Below are 20494 nucleotides of genomic sequence, written 5' to 3'. Positions count from 1 at the left end.
GCACAGGCCTCGGCCGTGCCGCGGCACAGACAGCAGACCGCAGAGAGCGAGTGACGATGACCGGCTTTCCCCATCTGCTCCGCCCCCTCGACCTCGGGTTCACCACTCTCCCCAACAGGGTGGTCATGGGCTCGATGCACACCGGCCTGGAGGACGGCAGCGGCCCACTCGACCGGCTCGCCGCGTTCTTCGCCGAGCGGGCGCGCGGTGGCGTCGGCCTCATGGTGACCGGCGGATACTCACCCAACGAGGACGGGATGTTCTATCCGGGCGCCTGCATCTTCAGCACGGTCGACGACGCGCGCCGCCACCGCACGGTGACCGATGCGGTGCACCGGGAAGGAGGCCGGATCGCACTGCAGTTGCTGCATGCGGGGCGGTATTCCGATCACCCCGGCGCGGTGTCGGCTTCCGCGGTGCGGGCACCGATCAAACGGTTCACGCCCCGAGCGCTGACCGACGACGGAATCCGCACCACCATCGCCGACTACGGCCGGTCTGCCGCTCTGGCCCGCGAGGCGGGATACGACGGCATCGAGATCATGGGCAGCGAGGGCTACCTGATCAACCAGTTCCTGGCGCCGCGCACCAACCACCGCACCGACGCATGGGGCGGCACGCCCGCGAAGCGGCGCCGTCTCGCCGTGGAGACCGTCCGGTCCTGCCGGAAGGCCGTCGGGCACGACTTCGTCATCATCTTCCGGTTGTCGATGCTGGACCTGGTCGAGGACGGTCAGACCTGGGACGAAGTCGTCGCTCTGGCCAAGGAGACCGAGGCGGCCGGCGCCACGATCATCAACACCGGCATCGGATGGCACGAGGCACGGGTGCCCACCATCGCCACGTCCGTTCCGCGCGCCGCCTTCACCTCCGTGACGCACAGGCTGAAGCAGCACGTCGACATCCCCGTGATCGCATCGAACCGGATCAACATGCCGGACGTCGCGGAGCAGGTGCTGGCTCGCGGCGACGCTGATCTGGTCTCCATGGCCCGGCCACTGCTCGCCGACGCCGAGTGGACGGCCAAGGCATCCACCGGCCGGGCCGATGAGATCAACACCTGCATCGCCTGCAACCAGGCGTGCCTGGACCACACGTTCACCCGGACCGCCGCGTCCTGCATGGTCAACCCGCGCGCGGGCCGCGAGACCACGCTGCGCCTCGCGCCGACGCGGCGGGTCAAGCGGATCGCTGTGGTGGGTGCGGGGCCGGCCGGACTGTCGTGTGCCGTGTCCCTCGCCGAGCGCGGCCACCAGGTGGAGTTGTTCGAGGCAGCCGACAGGATCGGCGGGCAGTTCGACATCGCCTCCCGTATTCCGGGCAAGGAGGAGTTCGCCGAGACGATCCGCTACTACCGCCGGCGGATCGACATCACGGGAGTCGGCCTCCGCCTCGGCACCCGGGCCACCGCGGACCTTCTGGCCGGCGGCGACTTCGACGAAGTGGTGGTGGCGACGGGCGTCGTCCCGCGCGTGCCGGAGATTCCCGGAATCGATCATCCGTCGGTGCTGTCCTACGTCGACGTGGTACGACACGGAGCACCGGTCGGCGACCGGGTGGCCGTGATCGGCGCGGGTGGCATCGGTGTCGACGTCAGCGAGTTTCTGACGCACGCCGAATCCCCCACTCTTGATCCCCGGGCATGGCGGGCGGAGTGGGGCGTCGACATGGACGCCGAGGACCTGCGCGGTGGCCTGGTCGAGCCGAAACCCCGACCGTCGCCGCGGAAGGTCTTTCTTCTTCAGCGCAACACGTCGTCCATCGGCAAGGGCCTCGGGAAGACCACCGGCTGGATACACCGGGCAGCACTGCGTGCCAAGGGTGTCGAGCAGATCGCCGGGGTCGGCTACGAGTTGATCGACGACGCCGGACTGCACATCACCTACGGTCCGGGGCAGGACCGGCCCACGGTGCTCGACGTCGACACCGTCGTGATCTGCGCCGGCCAGGAACCGCTGCGCGATCTCGTCGACGGACTGACGGAACGGGGCATCGTCACCCACCTCATCGGCGGCGCCGACGTGGCCGCCGAACTGGACGCCAAGCGTGCCATCGAGCAGGGCACGCGGCTCGCCGCCGAGATCTGAGCCCGGACCGGCACGGGGCGTCGGTGGGTCGGCGACCCGTGCACCCCCGTCGTTCCCGCCGAGCCGCCGAGCCGCCGAGAGGACACAGCGCCATGCCCAGCCCAGCACGATCGCAACACCCCGTGGGGTTCGCGGAGGTGGCCGCCGCCGCCCCCGACCGGACCGCCCTCGTCGAACCGGACGGAGACTCACTCACCTACGGTGAACTGAACAGCCGCGTCAACCAGTTGACGCATGCGCTGCACGCCGTGGGCCTGCGGACCGGAGACGGCGTCGCGGCGGTCCTGCCGAACAGCCGTCACTACTTCGAGCTGCGGCTCGCCACCGGCCGCTCCGGGCTGTACTTCATCCCCATCAGCCACCACCTCACCGCGGCCGAGATCGCGTACATCGTCGAGGACTGCGAAGCACGTGTCGTCGTCGTGCACGAGTCGCTGCTCGCCTCGGCCGCACAGGCCTTGGACGAAATCGGTGTTCCCGCCGAGCGACGCGTCGTGGTCGGCTCGGCCGCCGGATGGACCGGCTACGAGGACCTCCTGCACGGACAGCCGGCCACTCCCCCCGGGATCCCGAGGGCCGGCAGCATCATGATGTACACCTCGGGCACCACCGGCCGGCCCAAGGGAGTGCGCAGGCGGCTGCCGGACGGCCCGCCGCAGGTCACTCCGACCGAACTCAACCTCACGTCCCGACTCGGCATCCACCCGGGCCACGAGGTGCAGTTGGCTTCCGCCCCGCTGTACCACGCCGCTCCGGGCGTCTTCGTCAACGCAGGCCTCAACTTCGGTCACACCATCGTCATCGCCCGGCGGCCGGCCCCTGAGGAGTGGCTGCGGCTCGTCGAGCGGCATCGCGTCTCGATCACGTTCGCCGTGCCCACCGTGCTGCACCGCTTGCTACGCCTGCCCGAGGAAATACGCAGGCAGTACGACACCTCGAGCCTGCGCAGTCTGGTCCACGGAGCGGCACCCTGCCCGGCCGACATCAAACGGGCGGCGATCGACTGGCTCGGTCCGGTCGTCCACGAGTTCTACGCGGCCACCGAAGGCCCGGCGACAGCCGTCACCGCGCAGGAGTGGCTGGGCAGGCCGGGAACGGTCGGCTACGCGCTGCCGGGCATCGAAATCCGGATCCTCGACCCGGACGGCTCCCCGCTGCCCGCCGGAGAGTCCGGCGGCATCTACTACAGCCCGTCATACGACTTCGAGTACTTCAAGGATGCCGACAAGACGGCCGCCGCGGTGCACGACGGACTTCTCACGGCCGGTGACATCGGCTATCTCGACGAGGACGGCTGGCTGTTCCTCTGCGACCGCCGGACGGATCTGATCATCTCCGGCGGGGTCAATGTCTATCCCGCAGAGGTGGAGGCCGTACTGCTGTCCCACCCGGACGTGGCCGACGCCGCCGTGGTCGGGGTGCCGGACGCGGAGTGGGGCCACCGCGTGACCGCAGTCGTGCAGCCGGAGGCCGGTGTGGCAGGCGGCGACGAACTCACAGCGCAGCTCACCGCCTACTGCCGCACGCTGCTCGCCGGATTCAAGATCCCCCGCACCATCACCTTCACCGACCGGCTGCCGAGGACGCCGTCCGGGAAGGTGCGACGGCACGAACTGCGCCCGGCCGATCCACGACCGTAACTGGACGAACAGGGACACCACCATGGAACGCACCATCTTCCAGGACACGCACGAGACCTTCCGCCGAACGGCGCGGGACTTCATGACCAGGGAGGTTGTCCCGCACTACGCGGACTGGGACGCCGCCGGACTCGTGCCGCGCGACATCTTCCGGCGCATCGGTGAACTCGGCATCCTGGGCATGCAGATCCCGGCGGAGTACGGGGGCGCCGGCTCCGACAGTTTTCTGTACGCCGCGGTCTGGGCCGAGGAGACGGCGCGCGCGTACGTGAACCTCGGTGGCTTCAGCGCGCATCTGCACATCGTGCTCCCCTACTTCCTCGCCTACAGCAGTGTGGAGCAGCGCCGTCGCTGGTTCCCCGGGCTGGGCTCCGGTGCTCTCATGGCGTCGATCGCGATGACCGAGCCGGGTACCGGATCCGATCTCGCGGGGATGACCACCATGGCCGAGAAGCGGGACGGCCACTATGTGATCAACGGTGCCAAGACGTTCATCACAGGCGGGATCAACGCGGATCTGGTGCTGGTGGTGGCGAGGACCGGCAAGGGCGCGAACCGCCGCGACGGCCTTTCGCTGCTGGTGGTCGAGCGGGACATGCCCGGCTTCACCCGGGGCCGCAACCTGGAGAAGATCGGTCTCAGGACCCAGGACACCGCAGAGCTGTTCTTCCAGGACGTGCGGGTGCCGGAGGAGAACCTGCTGGGCGAGGAGGGCGACGCGTTCAGCTACATGACGAGCAACCTCCCCCAGGAGCGCCTCGGCATCGCCGTAGCCTCACAGGCCGCTGCCGAGGCGGCACTCGCCACCACCGTCGGCTATGTGCAGGACCGCAAGGCGTTCGGCACCACCGTGTCCTCCTTCCAGAACACGAAGTTCGAACTCGCCGCCTGTGCAGCCGAGATCGAGGCGGGACGGTTCCTGGTGGACCGCGCCCTGGTGGCGCACGACGCCGGCGAGCTGTCGGCGGCCGACGCGGCGAAGGTGAAGATCTTCACCACCGAGTTGCAGGGCCGGGTCGTCGACCGCTGTCTCCAACTGCACGGCGGCTACGGCTATATGCGGGAGTACGCCATCGGCCGGCTGTACGCCGATGCCCGCATCAGCCGCATCCTCGGCGGCAGTACCGAAGTGCTCAAGACGATCGTCGCCAAGTCAATGGGGCTCTGACCTCTGACGGCGGCTTGTGGCGTCAGTGCGTACGGTCCGTGAGCGGCACGTCGAGTCTGGCCTTGCGGTGGCTGAATGCGGCCAGGGAATGAGGGCCGTGATAGCTGCCGAGTCCACTCTCCCCGACACCACCGAACGGTAGTTCGGGCACCCGGAGATGAGCGACCGGGAGCCCGAATCCGACGGCCCCGGACGACGTCTCCTCGGCGAGTCGCTCTCGGGCGGACTCGCGCTCGGTGAACCCGTAGAGCGCGAGCGGCTTCGCCCGGTTGTTGATGAAGGCAATGGCCTCGTCGAGCCCGGCCACCTCGACAATGGGCAGGACGGGGCCGAAGATCTCCTCCCGCATGACCGGGTCATCGGGCTTCACGTCGGTGAGCACGGTCGGCGCGACGTATCGGTCGGTGCGGTCGGTCTCGCCGCCGAAGGCAGTCGTACCGGAGTCGAGCAACGCCGCGACACGGTCGAAGTGCCGGTCATTGACGATACGTCCGTAGGCGTCCGACGACTGCGGGTCTGCCCCGAACATCGCCTTGGTGGCCACGGCGAGCGCAGCGACGAGGGCGGGAGCCGTCCCGGGGTCGGTCAGCACGTAGTCGGGGGCGACACACGTCTGGCCGGCGTTGCGGAACTTGGCAACCGCCAGGCGGGTCGCCACCTCGGTCAGGTCGACACCCTGGTCCACGAAGACGGGGCACTTCCCACCCAATTCGAGGGTGATCGGGGTGAGATGCTCGGCGGCGGCCCGCATGACGATACGGCCGACCGTGCCGTTGCCGGTGTAGAAGATGTGGTCGAATCGCTGGGCCAGCAGCGCGGTGGTCTCCGCGACGCCACCCTCGACCACGGCGACCGCGTCCGGGTCCAGGTACTGCGGCACCAGGCGGGCCATCAACGCGGAGGTGGCAGAGGTTACTTCACTCGGCTTGAGTACGGCGGTGTTGCCTGCGGCGATGGCGCCCAGCAGCGGCACGAGCAGCAACTGGACCGGATAGTTCCAGGGCGCGATGATCAGGACGGTGCCCAGTGGCTCGTACTGCGCGCAGGCCGACGCGCCGTCGGGCAGAATTGCGAGGGCATCCGCGGGGACAGGCTCGGGGCGCAGCCACTCCTCAAGATGACCCAGTGTGTGGTCGACCTCCCGTATGCAGAAGTCCGTTTCGGCCAGGTAGGACTCGGGGCGCGGCTTGCGCAGGTCGGTGTACAGGGCGTCCGCGATGTCCTCGCCGTGCTCGGTGAGCAGGGTGCGCAGCCGGGTGAGCTGCTCGGTCCGCCAGCCCGGCGGCCGGGTGCGTCCGGTGGCGAAGGTGTGGCGAATGCGGGCGACAAGTTCTTCGGGATCAGGCACGCTGCTGCTCCTACGGTGCGTCACAGACGTCGGACCGGACACTGAGTCGCGCGATGCGCTGGGTGATGTCGCCGATGCTCTTCTCGAGGGGAGGCCAGGGGAAGGCGGACATCACCGTTCTGCTCAGCACGAGGCCGTGCAGTGCCGAGATGAGGTGCGCGGCATCCGTCCTGGGGTCGTCGCTGACGGACGTGCCTTCCAGGACGCATTCCTCAAGTGCTTTGACCAGGTCGGCGAAGGCCGCCTCCCCCGCCTCCTGCGAATGACCGGGGATCGCGGTGAACATGAGCTGGCGCCAGGCCGGTTGGGAGACCCAGATCCGGACGTACGCGCCGGCCCGGGCGTACAGGGCGAGGGCGGCGCTGCCGGTGTCTTTGGCCGCCCGTCGGGTGATGTCACGTACCTGGGCGAAGATCGCCTCTCGCATCACGGCCAGCAGGTCCTCGACCGTGGCGAAGTGGGGGTAGATGGACGGTGCGGTGATTCCGGCGGCGCGGGCGACGGGGCGCAGTCCTACCGCCTCTATGCTGCCCTCCTCGCGCAGGACCGTGAATGCGGCCCGGATGATCTCCTCTCGGAGCCGCGAGCCTTCGCCTCGCGTGTTCCGCTTTCGAGTCGGTGTTTTCCCGTCATCCACGCCGATATCATAACGGCCGTTTAGTTGAAGGGGAACGGTCGGGTCGTCGGAGGACGGTGACGGCGGCCGGTGTCCCGTGCGCCGGCCGCGATGCCACTCCGGGGGACGGCCGGCGGGGTGGCATCGCGTTCACCATCCGGTGGGCCTGGCGGGACGGTCAGGGACCTCCTGGCGTCTGGATGTCGGGGCAGCTGGTGCCCTGGGCGGGGACCTTGAGGTTGATCAGGTAGTCGTCGACCGCGTCGTTGATGCAGGTGCTCGGGCCGGCTGCGGCCGTGGAGGGGTAGACGGTGTGGCCGTACCCCTCGTAGGTGACCAGGGTGGCGCCGGTGTCAGCGGCGGCGGCCTTGGACCAGGCGTACACGGTCGCGTAGTCGTGGACGTTGCCGAGCATCACCATGGGCGGGGCTTTGCTGGTGTCCGGACGGGCCTGCGGATAGGTGGTCCTGCCGGTGTATCCGACGCAGTCCAGCGCACTGTAGGCGTACAGACCCCACTGGACGTTGGGGTACTTGACCGCCAGCATGGCCGACATGGCCTGCCACTGTGCGTAGTCCGCGACCTGGAGGTTGTAGTCCTGGCAGAGCCACACCTCCTGCGGGAGCTGGGATGCAGGGGGCCCTGGCGGGGGCGCGGACAGCGGGCTGCCGTCGCGCAGGGCCTTGAGGGTGGCGGCCAGGCCGTTCCATCCCTCCGGGAAGTTCGCGCCGAAGACGATTCCCGACAGGGCGGCGAAGTTGACGGGTCCGGTGCTCGGGTTGGTCAGGGTTCCGCTGCGCGCCTGGTCACGCAGGCCGCCGTAGACCTTCTTGGTTCCCTGGCCGTACAGGGCGCAGCTGGGTGTGGTGTCGCACCACGAGGCGAACTGGACGAAGTTCTGTTCCAGCGCGCCGGTGCCGGCACTCATCCAGTCCCAGGCGGTGCGCACGTAGTCGTGATCCATGTTGCCGTCGCCGACCAGCGCCCGGACGTGGTCGGGGTACATCTGCGCATAGAGCTGGATCGCGAGGGTTCCGTAGGAGTCGCCGATCTGGGTGATCTTGTCCTCGCCGAGCGCGGTGCGCAGGGCGTCGATGTCGCGAACCGTGCTGATGGTGTCGGCGTGGTCGTACAGCGGGCCGGTGCGGTTGCGGCAGTCCTCGCTGAGGGTCTTCTTGGCGGCGACGAGTCTGTCGAAGTCGGCCTGGCTGCGCGGGTCCTTGAGCGCCTCGGCCTGGCCGACCAGGTCAGGGTCGCAGGTGATCTGACTGCTGGTGTTGACGCCGCGCGGGTCGTAGGTGATGACGTCGAAGCGCTCCTGCACCTCGGGGGTGACGACCTGCCCGCCACGCTGGATCATGTCCGCGACGCCGGACAGGCCCGGGCCGCCGGGATCCAGGACGAGGGAACCGATGCGCCTGTCGGGGTCGGTGGCCTGATGGCGCGCCAGGCCTATGTGGATCTTCGGTCCGTCGGGGGCGGACCAGTCCAGGGGCACCTCGATGGTGGCGCATTGGACGGGCCCGGTGGTGCCGGGGCACGGCGCCCAGGCGATGGTGCTCGCGGGGGCGGCGGTCGCCGTCGTGGCGGAATCGGCCGCGTGGGCGGGAACCCCGAAGCCGGCGACCAGAAGCGCGGTGGCGACGGCCGCGCCGGTCTTGGTGAGCGTCACTTTGACGGGTCGCCTTTTTCTGCGCGGCGCGGGTATGTCCGGACTGTGCTCGGCTGGTGCTGATGCGTAGCTCAATACCGGCTCCTCATGAGAGAAACGGCCGTTTAGTTTGATGCGCACCATGGGGTAGCGGCGTGGCTGTTGTCAATGACTGCGGATGAGCGAACTGCGCGCGGTCCCGCGGGGTGAACCGTTCGGCGCACGGCGCCAACGGCCACCGGAGGAGCGGGGGTTCGTGGGTGGCGAGCCGCGCCACCAGGCGTGTTATCCGGAGGGACGGTCGGCTCGACCGCGATCCGCCGCGGGCGAGTAGCCCAAGTAGTCGATGACGCCGCGGAGTTCCTCGAGTGCTTCCTGGCGCTTGCCGGTGGTGATGCCGGTGATGACGAGGCCGCGCGCGGCCCAGACGAGGGCCTGCGCGCGGGCGCGGGCGGCCCGGGGGGCGAGGCCGTCGCGCTCCCCGAGCGTGGCGAACAGGATGGTCCAGTCCTCCAGGGAGTCGAGGAACTCGCCGTAGGAATCGGGATCCTGCACGGCGAGGCCCAGGACGTAGAAGAAGGCGGAGATCCTCGCACCCTGGGCGGGTTCCAGGTAGATGCGCTCGAGCAGGCGCAGGGCGTCCTCGTAGGTGCCTTCTGCGGAGACGGCGCGCAGGGCAGCCTGTTCCTGGTGGCGCAGTTCGCTGAGGAGCGCGGCGAGGAACCCGTCGCGGGAACCGAAGTGATGGATGATCATGCGGTGGCTGGTGCCGAGGTGTTCGGCCAGCTTGCGCAGCGTCAGGTCGCTGAGCCGGCCTCCTCGCTCCGCGAGGAGGTCCTGGCCCTTGCTGAGCAGTTTCGCGCGGGGCGTGTCGTCGCTCATGTGCCTCTCTGACCGTCCTGGCCGGCCAGTGTATCGGAGGGCTTCGGCGGCCCGCCCAGCCAGTTCAGCGCGGCGACGACCAGGGTTTCGATGCCGGTTCTCAGGGTGGGGTCGAGGACCGGCGCGAAGTGCGGTGAGTGGTTCGTGGGCAGTTGGTCGAAGCGTCCTTCGCTGAACGCGGCGGTCACCGTGTCCGCGTCGAGCCCGCCCCAGAACCAGAACACGGTCGGGGCACCGGCCGCCTCGCCCAGCACGCCGATGTCCTCGCCCGCGGTGAGCGGCGGCAGGGGGAGCAGGCGCTGCGGGCCGAAGTGTTCGGCGAAGGCCTCCACCGTGGACGCCGTGGCGTCCGGGTCACTGACCAGCGGGGGGACAGCGATGGTCCATTCCACTTCGGGCGGGCGGGGCGCGGCGCTGGCGGTGGCCTCGCTGTGGATGATGCGTTCGATGGCCTCACGGACCTGGGTGCGCGTGCGGTCGGAGTAGGTGCGGACGTTGATGCCGAGTTCGGCGGTGTCGGGGATGATGTTGTCCTTGGTCCCGGCCTGCAGTCGGCCCACCGTGACCACGGCGGGCTCGGAGGGGGGAACCTCGCGTCCGACGATGCCCTGGAGACGGGTGACGACGTGTGCGGCCATCAGCACCGGATCGATGGTCGCCTCCGGCCGGGACCCGTGACCGCCCCGGCCATGCAGGACGACCTCCGCGGAGTCCCCCGCGGCCATGATCGGCCCGGCGCCATGCCCGATCGTGCCGGCGGGCAGCGGGCCGACGTGCTGGCCGAGCACGATGTCCGGCCCGGGGAATCGCCGGAACAGGCCGTCGTCGACCATGTCCCGTGCCCCGCGGCCGAGTTCCTCGGCCGGCTGGAAGACGACCAGCAGCGTGCCGGACCAGCTGCGGCGGGCCTGGGCCAGCAGGGTCGCGGCGCCGACGAGGCAGGTGGTGTGCATGTCGTGCCCGCAGGCATGCATGACCGGCACGTCGTGTCCGCCGGCGTCCGTGGCCCGTGCGGTGCTGGCGTAGGGCAGACCGGTCTCCTCCCGCACGGGCAGCGCGTCGAGGTCCGCGCGCACCAGCACGACCGGGCCCTCGCCGTTGCGCAGCACGCCGACGACGCCGGTCCCGCCGACCCTTTCCGTCACGTCGAAGCCAAGGGGCCGCAGGGCCTCGGCCACACGGCGCGCGGTGCGGTGCTCCTGCAGCGACAGCTCCGGGTGCTGATGCAGATCGCGGTAGAAGTCCTCGAGCTGGGCGACCAGTCGGTCGAGGCCGATGGTCCATGCGGTGCTTGCCAAGGGAGTCGCTCCTTCACCGGCGGAATTCCTCGTGTTCCAATGGTACACATTCGATGTTCCAATGGTACATTCCTTGATACCGCGCACCCGTAGCCCCGTCGGCGGCCGTCCCCGACCCCCTGTCGTCCGCCCGTCCATGAGGGGCGCGGCGTACAGCACATGTACGTCTTCCAGCACCCGTCAGGCATGCCGAGCCGTGCCCCGGCGGACCTGTCTGCCAAACCCTTGACGAACGGCACCGATCCGCGGTGGCACCTGCGCACCGTGGCCGTCGGTCCGTTGGGGCGTCCCGCCCAGGAAGGACCGCACGTGCTCCACTACCAGGACACCGGCCAAGGCCCGCTGATCGTGTTGCTGCACGGTCTTACGGAGAACAGCACCGCCTGGGATCCCCTCGTCGGCCCGCTCGCCACCGCCCATCGCGTCCTCGCCCTCGACCTGCGCGGTCACGGGCGGTCGCTCGTGCAGCCGCCGTACGACATGGTCAGTCTCGCCGAGGACGTGCACGCCACCTTGGACGTCGTGGCCCCCGAGGAACCGCCGCTGCTGGTGGGGCACTCCCTCGGGGGGATGGTCGCCACCGTGTACGCGGCCATGCATCCGGTGCGCGCCGTGCTGAACGTCGAGCAGTCACTCGACTTCGCCTCCATGCTCCAGACGGTGCAGGACATGCTGCCGAGACTGCGAACCGGCGAGTACACCGGCGCGTTGGACACCCTGTTCACGCAGTTGGAAGGGGGCGCACTCACTACCACCGAGTCGGCACGCCTGAGGCGTCTGCGCCACTACGACCGCGACGTCGTCCTCGGCATCTGGGGTGTGGATCAACTTCAGGCCGGCGCCGACGAACTCAACGACATGACGGCCGGGCTGCTCGGCGGAATCCGCGCGCCCTACCTCGCGCTGCACGGCTCCGATCCAGGCCCGCGATACCGGGCCTGGATCACCGCTGCGGGGCCGTCGGCCGCCCTGGAGGTCTGGCCCGGCTGCGGCCATTACCCGCACCTGGTGCAGCCGGAGCGCTTCGTCACCCGCGTGCGGCAGCTGGCCCTGGCCGCCGGGCACAGCAGCACCACCGATCCGCCCGATCACCTGGCCGGTTGAGATCACCTGGGCGGCCCCGCCCTCATCTGCGCCGCAGCCCCGGGGCCACGGCCTGCCTTGAACCGCTGCGGAGGCCGAACTCCACAGCTTCGACTAGCTCAGGAGACGCTGGTGTCTGACGCCTACACAAACGCCCTTCTCCCCACTGCACTCGTCGTCATCATGTTCGGCCTCGGACTGACGCTGACCGTTGCGGACCTGGTGCGCGTGGTCCGAGCGCCCAAGGCGGCCCTCGTCGCATTGCTGTGCCAGCTGCTGGTGCTGCCTGCCGTCGCCTACGCGCTCGTGATCGCGTTCGGGCTCGCACCCGTACTGGCCGTCGGCATGATGCTGCTGGCCGCCTCGCCGGGCGGCCCCTCGGCCAGCCTGTTCAGTCACCTGGCCGGCGGTGACGTGGCACTCAACGTCGCCGTGACCGCCATCAACTCGCTCGTCGCGATGGCGACCTTCCCGATCATCACCGAGCTGTCGATGAACCGCTTCCTGGGCGGCGGCCAGACGATCGGCCTGCCGACGGAGAAGCTGGTCCAGGTCATGGGGACGGTCGTGGTCCCGGTACTGCTCGGCATGTGGGTGCGCCGCCGGGCCGCCGCGTGGGCCGACCGCATGCGCGGTCCGGTCAAGGCCGGGTCGGTGGTGGTACTGGCGGTGGTGATCGGCGGCGCGGTGTGGCAGCAGTACCAGGTCCTGGTGGACTATGCCGGTCGGCTCACCGTCATCACGCTGCTGTTCTGTCTGTGCAGCATCACTGTTGGCTACTTCGCGCCGCGTCTGCTCCGGGTGAGCCGCGCGCAGGCCATCGCCTCGGCCATGGAGATCGGAATACACAACGCGGTACTCGCCATCACGGTGGCGATCACCGTGCTCCGCAACCCGGCCATCGCTCTGCCCGGCGCCGTGTACGGCATCCTGATGTACATCCCCGTCGCGCTGGTCGCGTACCTGTTCACCCGCACGGCCGAGAGCACCCAACTGCAGGGTGTGCCCGACTGACCGGTGACCAGTCCCTCATCGTCTTCGTTCTCCACATCTTCGTCTTCATCGTAAGGACACCGGCATGACCACGCAGAACGCGATCAACTGGCCCCAGAGGTACCTGCCCGGCACCGGCGACAACTTTGTCTCCAACGAGGTAATTGTGGAGGGCATCACTGCCGCCCAGGTCTGGCACCACCTGACCGACACCTCCACCTGGGAGTCGTACTTCGACGAGGTCGCCGGCATCTCCTTCCCCAACGGCGGTGGCCCCGAGCTGAAGGGCGACATCGTCTTCCGCTTCGGTATCTTCGGCCTTCCGCCCCGGGACGCCCAGGTCACAGAGTTCCAGGCACCGGCCGAGGGCAGGCCGGGCCGGCTGTCCTGGACCGGCGCCAAGCAGGACGGCCCGCCCGAGGAGCGGATCGACGTGATGCACGCCTGGCTGGTGGAGGACCTGCCCGGCGGCCGGGTCCGCATCCTCACCCAGGAGACCCAGATCGGTCAGCCGGCCGCCGCGCTGGCCGCCGAGCGCCCGAATCCCATGCTCAACGCTCACCAGAACTGGCTCGACTGCCTCGTCTCAGCCGCCTCCGGGTGAGCCCCCTCCGGGCGCGTCCGGAAGGGGCTGGAACGCAGCCACGTACAGCCACGTGGGACATCTCCGACGCCACCGCGGCACCGCGGTCACCTCACAGTCGAGGTTTCCCCGTGCCCGCGGATCACGGGCAGACCTCGGCGCCTCCCGGGCCCTGGAAGGTGCGCGCAAGCAGTTCCAGCAGGGCGTCCCAGTGCCGTTCGTCGGCGGCTTTGTCGTAGACGCTGGTGTCGGCCTGGGTGAAGCCGTGGTGTGCGCGCTGATAGACCTCGCACCGATGCCGTACGCCCGCTGCTGTCAGCGCCTGCTCCAGACGTTCGATCTGTTCCGGCGGCAGGGAGGGGTCCTCGTCGGCGTGGCCGAAGTACAGTTCCGCGGTGACGCGGTCGGCCACCAGGTGCGGGCTGTCCGCGTCCTCGGTCGCCAGCCTGCCGCCGTGGAATCCGGCCGCAGCCGCGACCGCAGTGGGATACGAGCCGGCGGTGAGCAGCGCCAGGCGGGCCCCCAGGCAGTAGCCGGTCAGCGCCGCCGGGCCGTGGGCCGCCTGCGGGCAGTCGGCGAGCCACCCCAGGTAGGCGCGTGCGTCGCGCATCGCCGGCTCGGGTCTCAGGGCACTGATCGCGGGCCGGATCCGCTTCCACAGGTCCGCGCGCGCCGCGGAGTCGATGACCGCGGGCAACTCCGCCAGCGGTGCACGGCCCTGCCGGTAGAAGACGTTGGGGACGAGCACCGTGTACCCGGCCGCGGCGAGCCGGTCCGCCATCGACCGCGTGTGCGGTCGCAGGCCGAAGGCGTCCGTGTACAGGAGTACGGCGGGACGGGGCAGTCCGTCCGCGGGATGTGCGAGGTAGGCGTCGGCGGTGCCGTCCTCGGTGGGGACCGAGACGGCTGCCGCGTGGATGTCGCTCATCGGGCTGCCTTTCTGTGGCGGGGTGGCGTCCGCTGCGCGCCCTCGCCACGTCCCTCCTCGTGCCGAGAACGCCGTCAGGCTCCGCGCGTTGTCTCGCTCCGGGTTCAGAACGGGTAGTCGGCCTGGAGGGAGCGCGCCGTGATCCAGCGGGTCTCGGTGAAGGCCTCCACGTTGCCGGCGCCGCCGAAGCGGGCCCCGGTTCCGGATGCGGCGACGCCGCCGAAGGGGGCCACCGCCTCGTCGTTGACCGTCTGGTCGTTGATGTGGACGAGGCCGGTCGGGATGCGTTCGGCCAATTCCAGACCGCGCAGGGCGTCGCCGGTGAGGATGCCGAGCGAGAGGCCGTACGGGGTGGCGGTGGCGAGCGCGACGGCGTGGTCGAGGTCGTCGAAGACGCGGACGGGCGCGACCGGCCCGAAGACCTCCTCCGCGTAGGCGGGGGTGGCGTCGGTGACGTCGGCGAGGACGGTCGGGCGGTAGAAGAGGTCCTCGTAGGTGCCGCCGGCGACGAGCCGGGCGCCGCCGGTGACGCTGGCGTTCACCAGGTCGTGGATCTTGTCGCGCTGGCCCGCGTCGATGATCGGGCCGAGGGCCACCTGGTCCTTCGCGGGGTTGCCGACGGGGAGGTGGTCGGCCTTGTCGGCGAGGCGTTCGATGTACTCGTCGGCGACGGAGCGGTGCACGAGGTGGCGTCCGGTCGTCATGCACACCTGGCCCTGGTGGAAGAAGGAGCCCCAGGCGGCGGTGGACGCGGCGCGTTCGAGATCGGCGTCCGGCAGTACGATCAGGGCGGAGTTGCCGCCGAGTTCGAGGTGGGCGCGCTTGAGGTGTTCGGCCGCGGCCGCACCGACCTTGCGGCCCGCGGCGGTGGACCCGGTGAAGGAGATCACCCGCACCTGCGGGGCGGTGACGAGGGCCGCACCCGTGTCGGCGCCGCCGGGCAGCAGATGCAGGACGTCGGCCGGCAGGCCCGCCTCCTCGAAGACCCGCATGATCGCGACGCCGCCGGACACCGCGGTGCGCAGGTCGGGCTTGAGCAGTACGGAGTTGCCCAGCGCGAGGGCGGGTGCGACGGACCGTATACCGAGGACCAGCGGCACATTGAACGGGGCGATCACGCCGACGACTCCGGCCGGCACGCGTCGCGCGAGGCTCAGGCGCGGCTCGGCGGAGGGCAGAACCTCGCCGAGCGGACGGGAGGCGAGGGCGGCGGCCTCGTAGCACTCCTGGGCGGCGGTACCGGTCTCGAACGCCGCCTTGCCGGGGATGCTGCCGGCCTCGCGGACGATCCACTCCTGTATCTCGTCCGCGTACTGCGTGAACAGGTCTCCGGCGCGGCGCAGGACGGCGGCGCGCTCAGGGTAGGGCGTGCGGGCCCATGCGTTCTGGGCGCGGGCGGCGCGCTCGGCCGCCACGGCGACGTCCTCGGCGGTGGCGACGCCGATCATGTCGAGGACTTCACCGGTGGCCGGTTCGACCACGGGCGCGGATCCGCCGGTGGGCGTGGTCCAGCCGCCTATATGGGTTTTGCCGGTCCACAGCGCGGAGTCGAGCAGGGACATGGTGCGGCCTCCAGGGTGCGACGGTGTGCGGGAGCGGCGGGTGCTACGGCTGGAATGTCCCGCCGGCCATGACGGGGACTTCGAGCAGCAACGGCGCGGAGCGGTCGGACAGGTCCGCACAGACGGCGTCGAGCGTCGTGCACAGATCGGCGTACGAGGTGACGCGGTGAGTGGGGCAGCCGAGCGAATCGGCCAGACCGGCCACGCTGATCTCCTCGAAGGGGGGCCAGGGCGGCTTGCCGTTGTGCTGTTCGGCGAGTTTGTCCATGACGGCGTAGCGGCCGTTGGCGAGGACGACGAAGACGGCGCCGACGCCGTAGTGGGCGGCGGTCCACAGTGCTTGGATCTGGTAGAGCGAGGAGCCGTCGCCGACGACGGCGACCACCGGGCGGCCGGGTTGTGCCATGCGGACGCCGATCGCGGCGGGCAGTGCGAAACCGAGGCCGCCCATGGCGGCGCTGAGGAAGCCGAGCGGCGCGCGGGCCGGGAGCAGGGCGTGCAGGTCGGGGCGTGACGACGGGGTCTCCTCCACCACGACAGCATCGGCGGGCAGCCGGTGTGCCAGCGCTGCCATCACATGGGCCGGCGTCAACGGCTCACCAGGGGACGGAGGTTGAGGCGGCAGCGTGCGGATCGAGTCGACAGGAGTGGTCTCGGAACCCTTCCTTCCCGCCGTTGGCGGGGTGCGACGGGCGAGGCGTTCACAGAAGTCGGGCAGCGGGGTGACGACTGCGAGTTCGACGGGTGAGTGGTGCGCCTCGGCGGGGTTGTCCGTGACGACGATCACCGTTGCGGCGTCCGTCAATTCGCCTTGCGTGTACGGGTATTGACGCAAGAACGGCGCCCCCACGCACAGCACCAGGTCGTGCCCGGCCAGGGCGGACCGTACCCGTGGCCGGTCCGCGGGCAGATGCCCGGCGAACAGCCGGTGGTCCTGCGGGAATCCGGCCCGCGCACCGAACGGCTCCTGCCACACAGGGCAGTTGAGCCGCTCGGCCAGGGTGGCGAGGGCGGCCCAGGCGGGTGCGGAGTCGGCGGCCGCGCCGACGACGAGCACCGGCGACACGGCATCGGCGAGGAGCCCGGCAACCGCGGCAACATCGGCCGGGTCAGCAACCGACGCCCGCCGCACGGCGACGGGCGCGGGCACCGGCAGCCCCTCAGCCGGCTCGGCCCAGTCGTCCATCGGGACCAGGACCAGCGCAGGCCCCCGGTCGTGGCGCGCGGCGTGTGCGGCGCGGGCTATCGCACCGGGCACGTCCTGCGCGCGCACGGGCGACTCGACCCGGACCGGGTAGTCCCCGGCCAGGCCCTCCAGCCGTCCGGCCAGGAAGGGCTGTTGGGCCAGGTGACGGCGGTCCTGCTGACCTACGAGGACGACGAGTGGGGCGCGGTTGACGCGGGCGGTGGCCAGGGCGCCGACCGCGTTGCCGAGGCCCGCGGTGGTGTGCAGCAGGACGAGCGCGGGCTCCTCCCGGGCGATGGCCCAGCCGGTGGCCGCACCGACCACCGACCCTTCGTGCAGGGCGAGGACGAACTCCAGGTCCTCGGGCAGGTCGGCGAGGAGTGAGACCTCGGTGGAGCCCGGGTTGGCGAAGATCGTGGTGAGTCCCTGGTGACGCAGGACGTCGAAGGCGGCATCGCGCACGGTGCGCGGGGCTGCGGTCTCGGCGCTCGTGGTCGGGCCGGTCACGAGAGGGTGCTCCGGGGGTTCGCCACCTGGCCGCCCAGGGTCACGTTCGTCCGCAGCCAGGTGGTGAGCGCGTCGGTGAGACCGGAGTCCGCGCCTCCCTCCTCCTCGCCCGCCCGTACGGCGGCGATCCGGTCCAGGACCTCCACGTGGTAGGCGCGCACCGTCGAAGCCGCGCGCTTGGGGTCATGGGCGGCGATCGCAGCGACGATCCGCATTCGCTCGGCATGGAGGGGGCCGATGACCTGGCCGAAGGTGCCGCCTTCACCGCCGGACCGCTGCACGGCGAGCCCGAGTTGCATGTCGGTGAGGAACCGGCAGAGCGCGGCGAGCAGTGGATTGTGCGAGATCCCGGAGAGTGTGGCGAAGAACGCGCGCAGCGCGTCGGCGGAACCTTCCACCCCTTCAGCGGCGGGTACCGCCCGGGCCGCTTCGCGCAGCCGGTCGATCTCCTTGTCCGTGGCGTGCTCGGCGGCGAGTTCGGCGGCGTAGGCGTTGAGTGACCCGAGCAGGCCGAGCACCTCGCGGGCGCCGACCTTCTCCACCTGGACGACGGAGGCGATGGACACCGCGAGGAGGGTGTCGCCCTGCGCTGTGACGGTGGCGCGGCTGCCATTGCGGGTGTTGACCAAGCCCATCGCGGTCAGCACCCGGACCGCCTCACGGGCGGTGGGCGGGCTGACGTCGTAGTACGCGGCCAGCTCGCGTTCGGCCGGCAGGCGCGAGCCGTCCGGCAGGGCGCCACTGAGGATCTGTGCGCGCAGATCCTCGACGATCTGGTCGGCCACGCGGCCGCGGTAGATCTTCGGAGGGGTCTGAGGTGCGGACATGTCGCTCCCAAAGGTGTCCCGGGCCGACTGGTCCCTGGGATCCGATTACCTACCCCCGAAAGTAACCTACCAAGTAGGTCGGATCAAGCGCCACCGCCTCAGTGGCCGCAGGGTCTGCCCCTCCCAGCCCTTTTCTTCAATTTCCATGAGAGCGCACATTCTGTCTTGACGTAAACCTACTAAGAAGGTTTTTTGGTTACGGCGGTGCTCGAGCCGCCCGCCTCGCCGCATGCCGCGGGGCGCCACCCGACCACGGAGGACCGGCGATGAAGATCGCGCCTTACGACGAGAACGCGTTCAAGATGGACCACCCCAAGGGGACGGTCTCGTTCAACTACCTGCTCATGGGCGACCGGGAGAAGCCCATGGAGAACTACCGCTACATCCTCGGCCGCCAGGAAGCCGACTTCCTGATGCCGCGGCACTGCCACACCTTCGAGCAGATCCGGCTGCCCCTGGTGGGCGACATGAACCTCGGCGAGCAGGGCATCCTGCGCGAGGGCGAGGTCGGATACTTCCCGGAGGGCCAGACCTACGGCCCGCAGGACGACAAGCTCACCGACCCGCACCAGCTGCAGCTGGTGCTGCAGTTCGGCGGGGCCTCCGCGCTCGGGATGCAGGCGGGGCGCGGGCGCGGTCCGGCCAACAAGGAGGCGCAGGCCGAGCGCCGTCCGCGGCGCGAGCAGAAGTTCCCGAAGCCGCGTTACAACGGGGTGGTCATCAGCAATCCCGACCACTTCAACTGGTTGCCCGTGACCGGCTGGCCGGGCGTGAAGCGCCGGCACATCGGGACGTACACCGAGCGGCAGTTCTGGATCGAGTTCGTCAAGATCGAGGCCGGGGCCGAATGGGTCTCACAGAGCGTGGACGCCAAGCGGCTCACCGTGGTGCTGTCCGGCGAGGGCACCGTCGAGGGAACCGAGATCAGCAGGCTGGGCTCGGTCGAGGCCGACCCCGGGGAGAAGGCGCGCTACACCGCCACCGACGAGCTCGTGCTGTTCACCGTCGGCCTGCCGCCGATCCAGCTGCCGGTAGAGCCGGACGACGACAAGTTCGTCACCGTCGTCACCGACGGCGGGATCCGGTTCGAGAACCCTTCCGACCACGGCAAGGACTGACCCGTCACCGACCGTCACCGACCTGTTCCGTCCGACCGGTGGACATCACGCGAGGAAAGTATCGGCATCCGTGAAAATCGCCTCACGGCGGACCCCTTTCGGCGACCGGCTGTGTTTCGCCGACGTGGTCCCGCATCAACTCATCGACATCCAGGCCGCGTTCGTACGCCGCCTGGAGCGGGACGGCGCCCATCGGGACGATGCCCTGACCCGCTCCCGGCGCGCCGTCGCCGGTGACCTGCCCGCGCTGCTCCGGGACGACCCCCACCTCTCCGACGTGCGGCGGCTGTTCGACTGGGCGGTCGCGCAGCGGGACTCCGGCGTGCTGGACGCGGACTGCCTGTGGTCCGACGACCCGGCACTGCTGGGGCCACCCGTCGGTAGCCCACGCACCGTGTGGTGCATGCTCGCCAACTACCCGCGCCGGCGGCCGGCTCCCGGCGAACGGCCCGCGGCGCCACGCGGCCTGCAGGGCTGCCTCAAGGCACCGGGCTCCCTGACCGGCCCGTACGACGATCTACTGCATCCGGCCATCACCGAACAGGTCGATCCGGAGATGGAACTGGCCGTCGTCATCGGATCCCGCTCGCGGCACCTCACCGAAGACGACGCCCTCGCGGCGGTGGCCGGTTACGTCGCGTTCAGCGACGTCGGCTCCCGGGACGTCTCGGAGCGCGACAACAACCGGATGGACCGCGCCAAGGGCTTTGACACGTACGGCAGTTGCGGACCGTGGTTCGTCACCGCCGACGAGATCGACGACCCCCACGCGCTGCGCATCCGCCAGTGGGTGAACGGCGAGGTCCGCCAGGACGGCTCCACCGCCGAGATGCTTCATTCCATTTCCGAGCAACTCGCCTGGCTGAGCGCCGCGTTGACACTCGCTCCCGGCGACGTGCTGTCCACCGGAACGCCGCCCGGTCACGGCGCCGTACGGCCCGGCGACGTCGTCCGCGGCGAGGTCGAAGGCCTCGGAGTCATCGAGAACAAGGTCGCCGTCGACGGCTGAGCAACGAA

Annotated in this window: 17 protein-coding genes; 8 read left to right on the top strand and 9 right to left on the bottom strand. The window is 70.1% G+C overall.

Annotated features, from left to right (window positions below; all coding sequences use genetic code 11):
• The first annotated feature begins 56 nt into the window (after positions 1-56).
• The 3 genes from ACIQVL_RS28155 to ACIQVL_RS28145 all read left to right on the top strand — a co-directional run bounded on the left by ACIQVL_RS28155 (position 57) and on the right by ACIQVL_RS28145 (position 4895).
• A complete protein-coding gene (locus ACIQVL_RS28155; RefSeq protein ID WP_403476697.1) occupies positions 57-2087 on the top strand; it encodes an FAD-dependent oxidoreductase in 2031 nt (676 codons plus the stop codon).
• Between the two features lie 122 nt (positions 2088-2209).
• On the top strand, positions 2210-3727 hold the full coding sequence (locus ACIQVL_RS28150) for an AMP-binding protein (protein ID WP_403476696.1): 1518 nt from the start codon (positions 2210-2212) through the stop codon (positions 3725-3727).
• A 22-nt stretch (positions 3728-3749) separates the two neighbouring features.
• Complete coding sequence (locus tag ACIQVL_RS28145) at positions 3750-4895, top strand: acyl-CoA dehydrogenase family protein (protein WP_403476695.1); 1146 nt, start codon at positions 3750-3752, stop codon at positions 4893-4895.
• Positions 4896-4917: 22 nt separating this feature from the next.
• On the opposite strand, the gene ACIQVL_RS28140 is transcribed toward ACIQVL_RS28145, so the two are convergent.
• The 5 genes from ACIQVL_RS28140 to ACIQVL_RS28120 form a co-directional block, all read right to left on the bottom strand.
• Positions 4918-6243, bottom strand: coding sequence for an aldehyde dehydrogenase family protein (locus ACIQVL_RS28140; RefSeq protein ID WP_403476694.1), 1326 nt, complete (start codon positions 6241-6243; stop codon positions 4918-4920).
• A gap of 10 nt (positions 6244-6253) precedes the next feature.
• Positions 6254-6880, bottom strand: coding sequence for a TetR/AcrR family transcriptional regulator (locus tag ACIQVL_RS28135; RefSeq protein ID WP_403476693.1), 627 nt, complete (start codon positions 6878-6880; stop codon positions 6254-6256).
• A 157-nt stretch (positions 6881-7037) separates the two neighbouring features.
• Positions 7038-8531, bottom strand: a complete 1494-nt coding sequence (locus ACIQVL_RS28130) for an alpha/beta hydrolase (RefSeq protein ID WP_403476692.1) — start codon at positions 8529-8531, stop codon at positions 7038-7040.
• 264 nt (positions 8532-8795) lie between these two features.
• Entirely contained in the window at positions 8796-9392 is a 597-nt protein-coding gene (locus ACIQVL_RS28125) for a TetR/AcrR family transcriptional regulator (RefSeq protein ID WP_403442976.1), read from the bottom strand.
• Complete coding sequence (locus tag ACIQVL_RS28120; protein WP_403442978.1) at positions 9389-10690, bottom strand: amidohydrolase; 1302 nt, start codon at positions 10688-10690, stop codon at positions 9389-9391. Before ACIQVL_RS28120 ends, ACIQVL_RS28125 begins: the two co-directional genes overlap by 4 nt.
• Positions 10691-10999: 309 nt before the next feature.
• On the opposite strand from ACIQVL_RS28120, the gene ACIQVL_RS28115 reads away from it, so the two are divergent.
• From ACIQVL_RS28115 to ACIQVL_RS28105, 3 genes are all read left to right on the top strand, one after another.
• Positions 11000-11794, top strand: a complete 795-nt coding sequence (locus tag ACIQVL_RS28115; protein WP_403476691.1) for an alpha/beta fold hydrolase — start codon at positions 11000-11002, stop codon at positions 11792-11794.
• Positions 11795-11905: 111 nt separating this feature from the next.
• Entirely contained in the window at positions 11906-12787 is an 882-nt protein-coding gene (locus ACIQVL_RS28110) for a bile acid:sodium symporter family protein (protein WP_403476690.1), read from the top strand.
• Positions 12788-12851: 64 nt separating this feature from the next.
• Positions 12852-13370 carry an SRPBCC domain-containing protein gene (locus ACIQVL_RS28105; RefSeq protein ID WP_403442987.1) on the top strand — a complete coding sequence of 173 codons (519 nt, stop codon included), beginning with the start codon at positions 12852-12854 and terminating at the stop codon, positions 13368-13370.
• 121 nt (positions 13371-13491) lie between these two features.
• Here ACIQVL_RS28105 and ACIQVL_RS28100 read toward each other — a convergent pair whose 3' ends face one another.
• The 4 genes from ACIQVL_RS28100 to ACIQVL_RS28085 all read right to left on the bottom strand — a co-directional run bounded on the left by ACIQVL_RS28100 (position 13492) and on the right by ACIQVL_RS28085 (position 18359).
• On the bottom strand, positions 13492-14277 hold the full coding sequence (locus ACIQVL_RS28100; RefSeq protein WP_403476689.1) for a dienelactone hydrolase family protein: 786 nt from the start codon (positions 14275-14277) through the stop codon (positions 13492-13494).
• Between the two features lie 104 nt (positions 14278-14381).
• Complete coding sequence (locus ACIQVL_RS28095; RefSeq protein ID WP_403442992.1) at positions 14382-15839, bottom strand: benzaldehyde dehydrogenase; 1458 nt, start codon at positions 15837-15839, stop codon at positions 14382-14384.
• A gap of 43 nt (positions 15840-15882) precedes the next feature.
• Entirely contained in the window at positions 15883-17532 is a 1650-nt protein-coding gene (locus tag ACIQVL_RS28090) for a thiamine pyrophosphate-dependent enzyme (RefSeq protein ID WP_403476688.1), read from the bottom strand.
• On the bottom strand, positions 17529-18359 hold the full coding sequence (locus ACIQVL_RS28085; protein WP_403442998.1) for a FadR/GntR family transcriptional regulator: 831 nt from the start codon (positions 18357-18359) through the stop codon (positions 17529-17531). Before ACIQVL_RS28085 ends, ACIQVL_RS28090 begins: the two co-directional genes overlap by 4 nt.
• Before the next feature lie 266 nt (positions 18360-18625).
• Here ACIQVL_RS28085 and ACIQVL_RS28080 point away from each other — a divergent pair, with 266 nt between their 5' ends.
• Together ACIQVL_RS28080 and ACIQVL_RS28075 are read left to right on the top strand one after the other, a co-directional pair.
• Positions 18626-19477 (top strand): hypothetical protein, encoded by an 852-nt coding sequence (locus tag ACIQVL_RS28080; RefSeq protein ID WP_403476687.1) that lies wholly within the window; start codon positions 18626-18628, stop codon positions 19475-19477.
• Positions 19478-19547: 70 nt separating this feature from the next.
• A complete protein-coding gene (locus tag ACIQVL_RS28075; protein ID WP_403476686.1) occupies positions 19548-20486 on the top strand; it encodes a fumarylacetoacetate hydrolase family protein in 939 nt (312 codons plus the stop codon).
• Positions 20487-20494 lie beyond the last annotated feature (8 nt).

The organism is Streptomyces sp. NPDC090499 (genome assembly GCF_044769305.1).
Classification (GTDB): domain Bacteria; phylum Actinomycetota; class Actinomycetes; order Streptomycetales; family Streptomycetaceae; genus Streptomyces.
The sequence above is the reverse complement of the archived record's forward strand: the minus strand, read 5'-3'. Positions and strand labels throughout refer to the sequence as shown.

What these genes read in the sequence shown, in the direction of transcription:
- ACIQVL_RS28155 (WP_403476697.1), top strand. Translation starts at nt 57, where the DNA reads ATGACCGGCTTTCCCCATCTGCTCCGCCCCCTCGACCTCGGGTTCACC.
- ACIQVL_RS28145 (WP_403476695.1), top strand. Translation starts at nt 3,750, where the DNA reads ATGGAACGCACCATCTTCCAGGACACGCACGAGACCTTCCGCCGAACG.
- ACIQVL_RS28125 (WP_403442976.1), bottom strand. Translation starts at nt 9,392, where the DNA reads ATGAGCGACGACACGCCCCGCGCGAAACTGCTCAGCAAGGGCCAGGAC.
- ACIQVL_RS28105 (WP_403442987.1), top strand. Translation starts at nt 12,852, where the DNA reads ATGACCACGCAGAACGCGATCAACTGGCCCCAGAGGTACCTGCCCGGC.
- ACIQVL_RS28100 (WP_403476689.1), bottom strand. Translation starts at nt 14,277, where the DNA reads ATGAGCGACATCCACGCGGCAGCCGTCTCGGTCCCCACCGAGGACGGC.
- ACIQVL_RS28095 (WP_403442992.1), bottom strand. Translation starts at nt 15,839, where the DNA reads ATGTCCCTGCTCGACTCCGCGCTGTGGACCGGCAAAACCCATATAGGC.
- ACIQVL_RS28085 (WP_403442998.1), bottom strand. Translation starts at nt 18,359, where the DNA reads ATGTCCGCACCTCAGACCCCTCCGAAGATCTACCGCGGCCGCGTGGCC.
- ACIQVL_RS28080 (WP_403476687.1), top strand. Translation starts at nt 18,626, where the DNA reads ATGAAGATCGCGCCTTACGACGAGAACGCGTTCAAGATGGACCACCCC.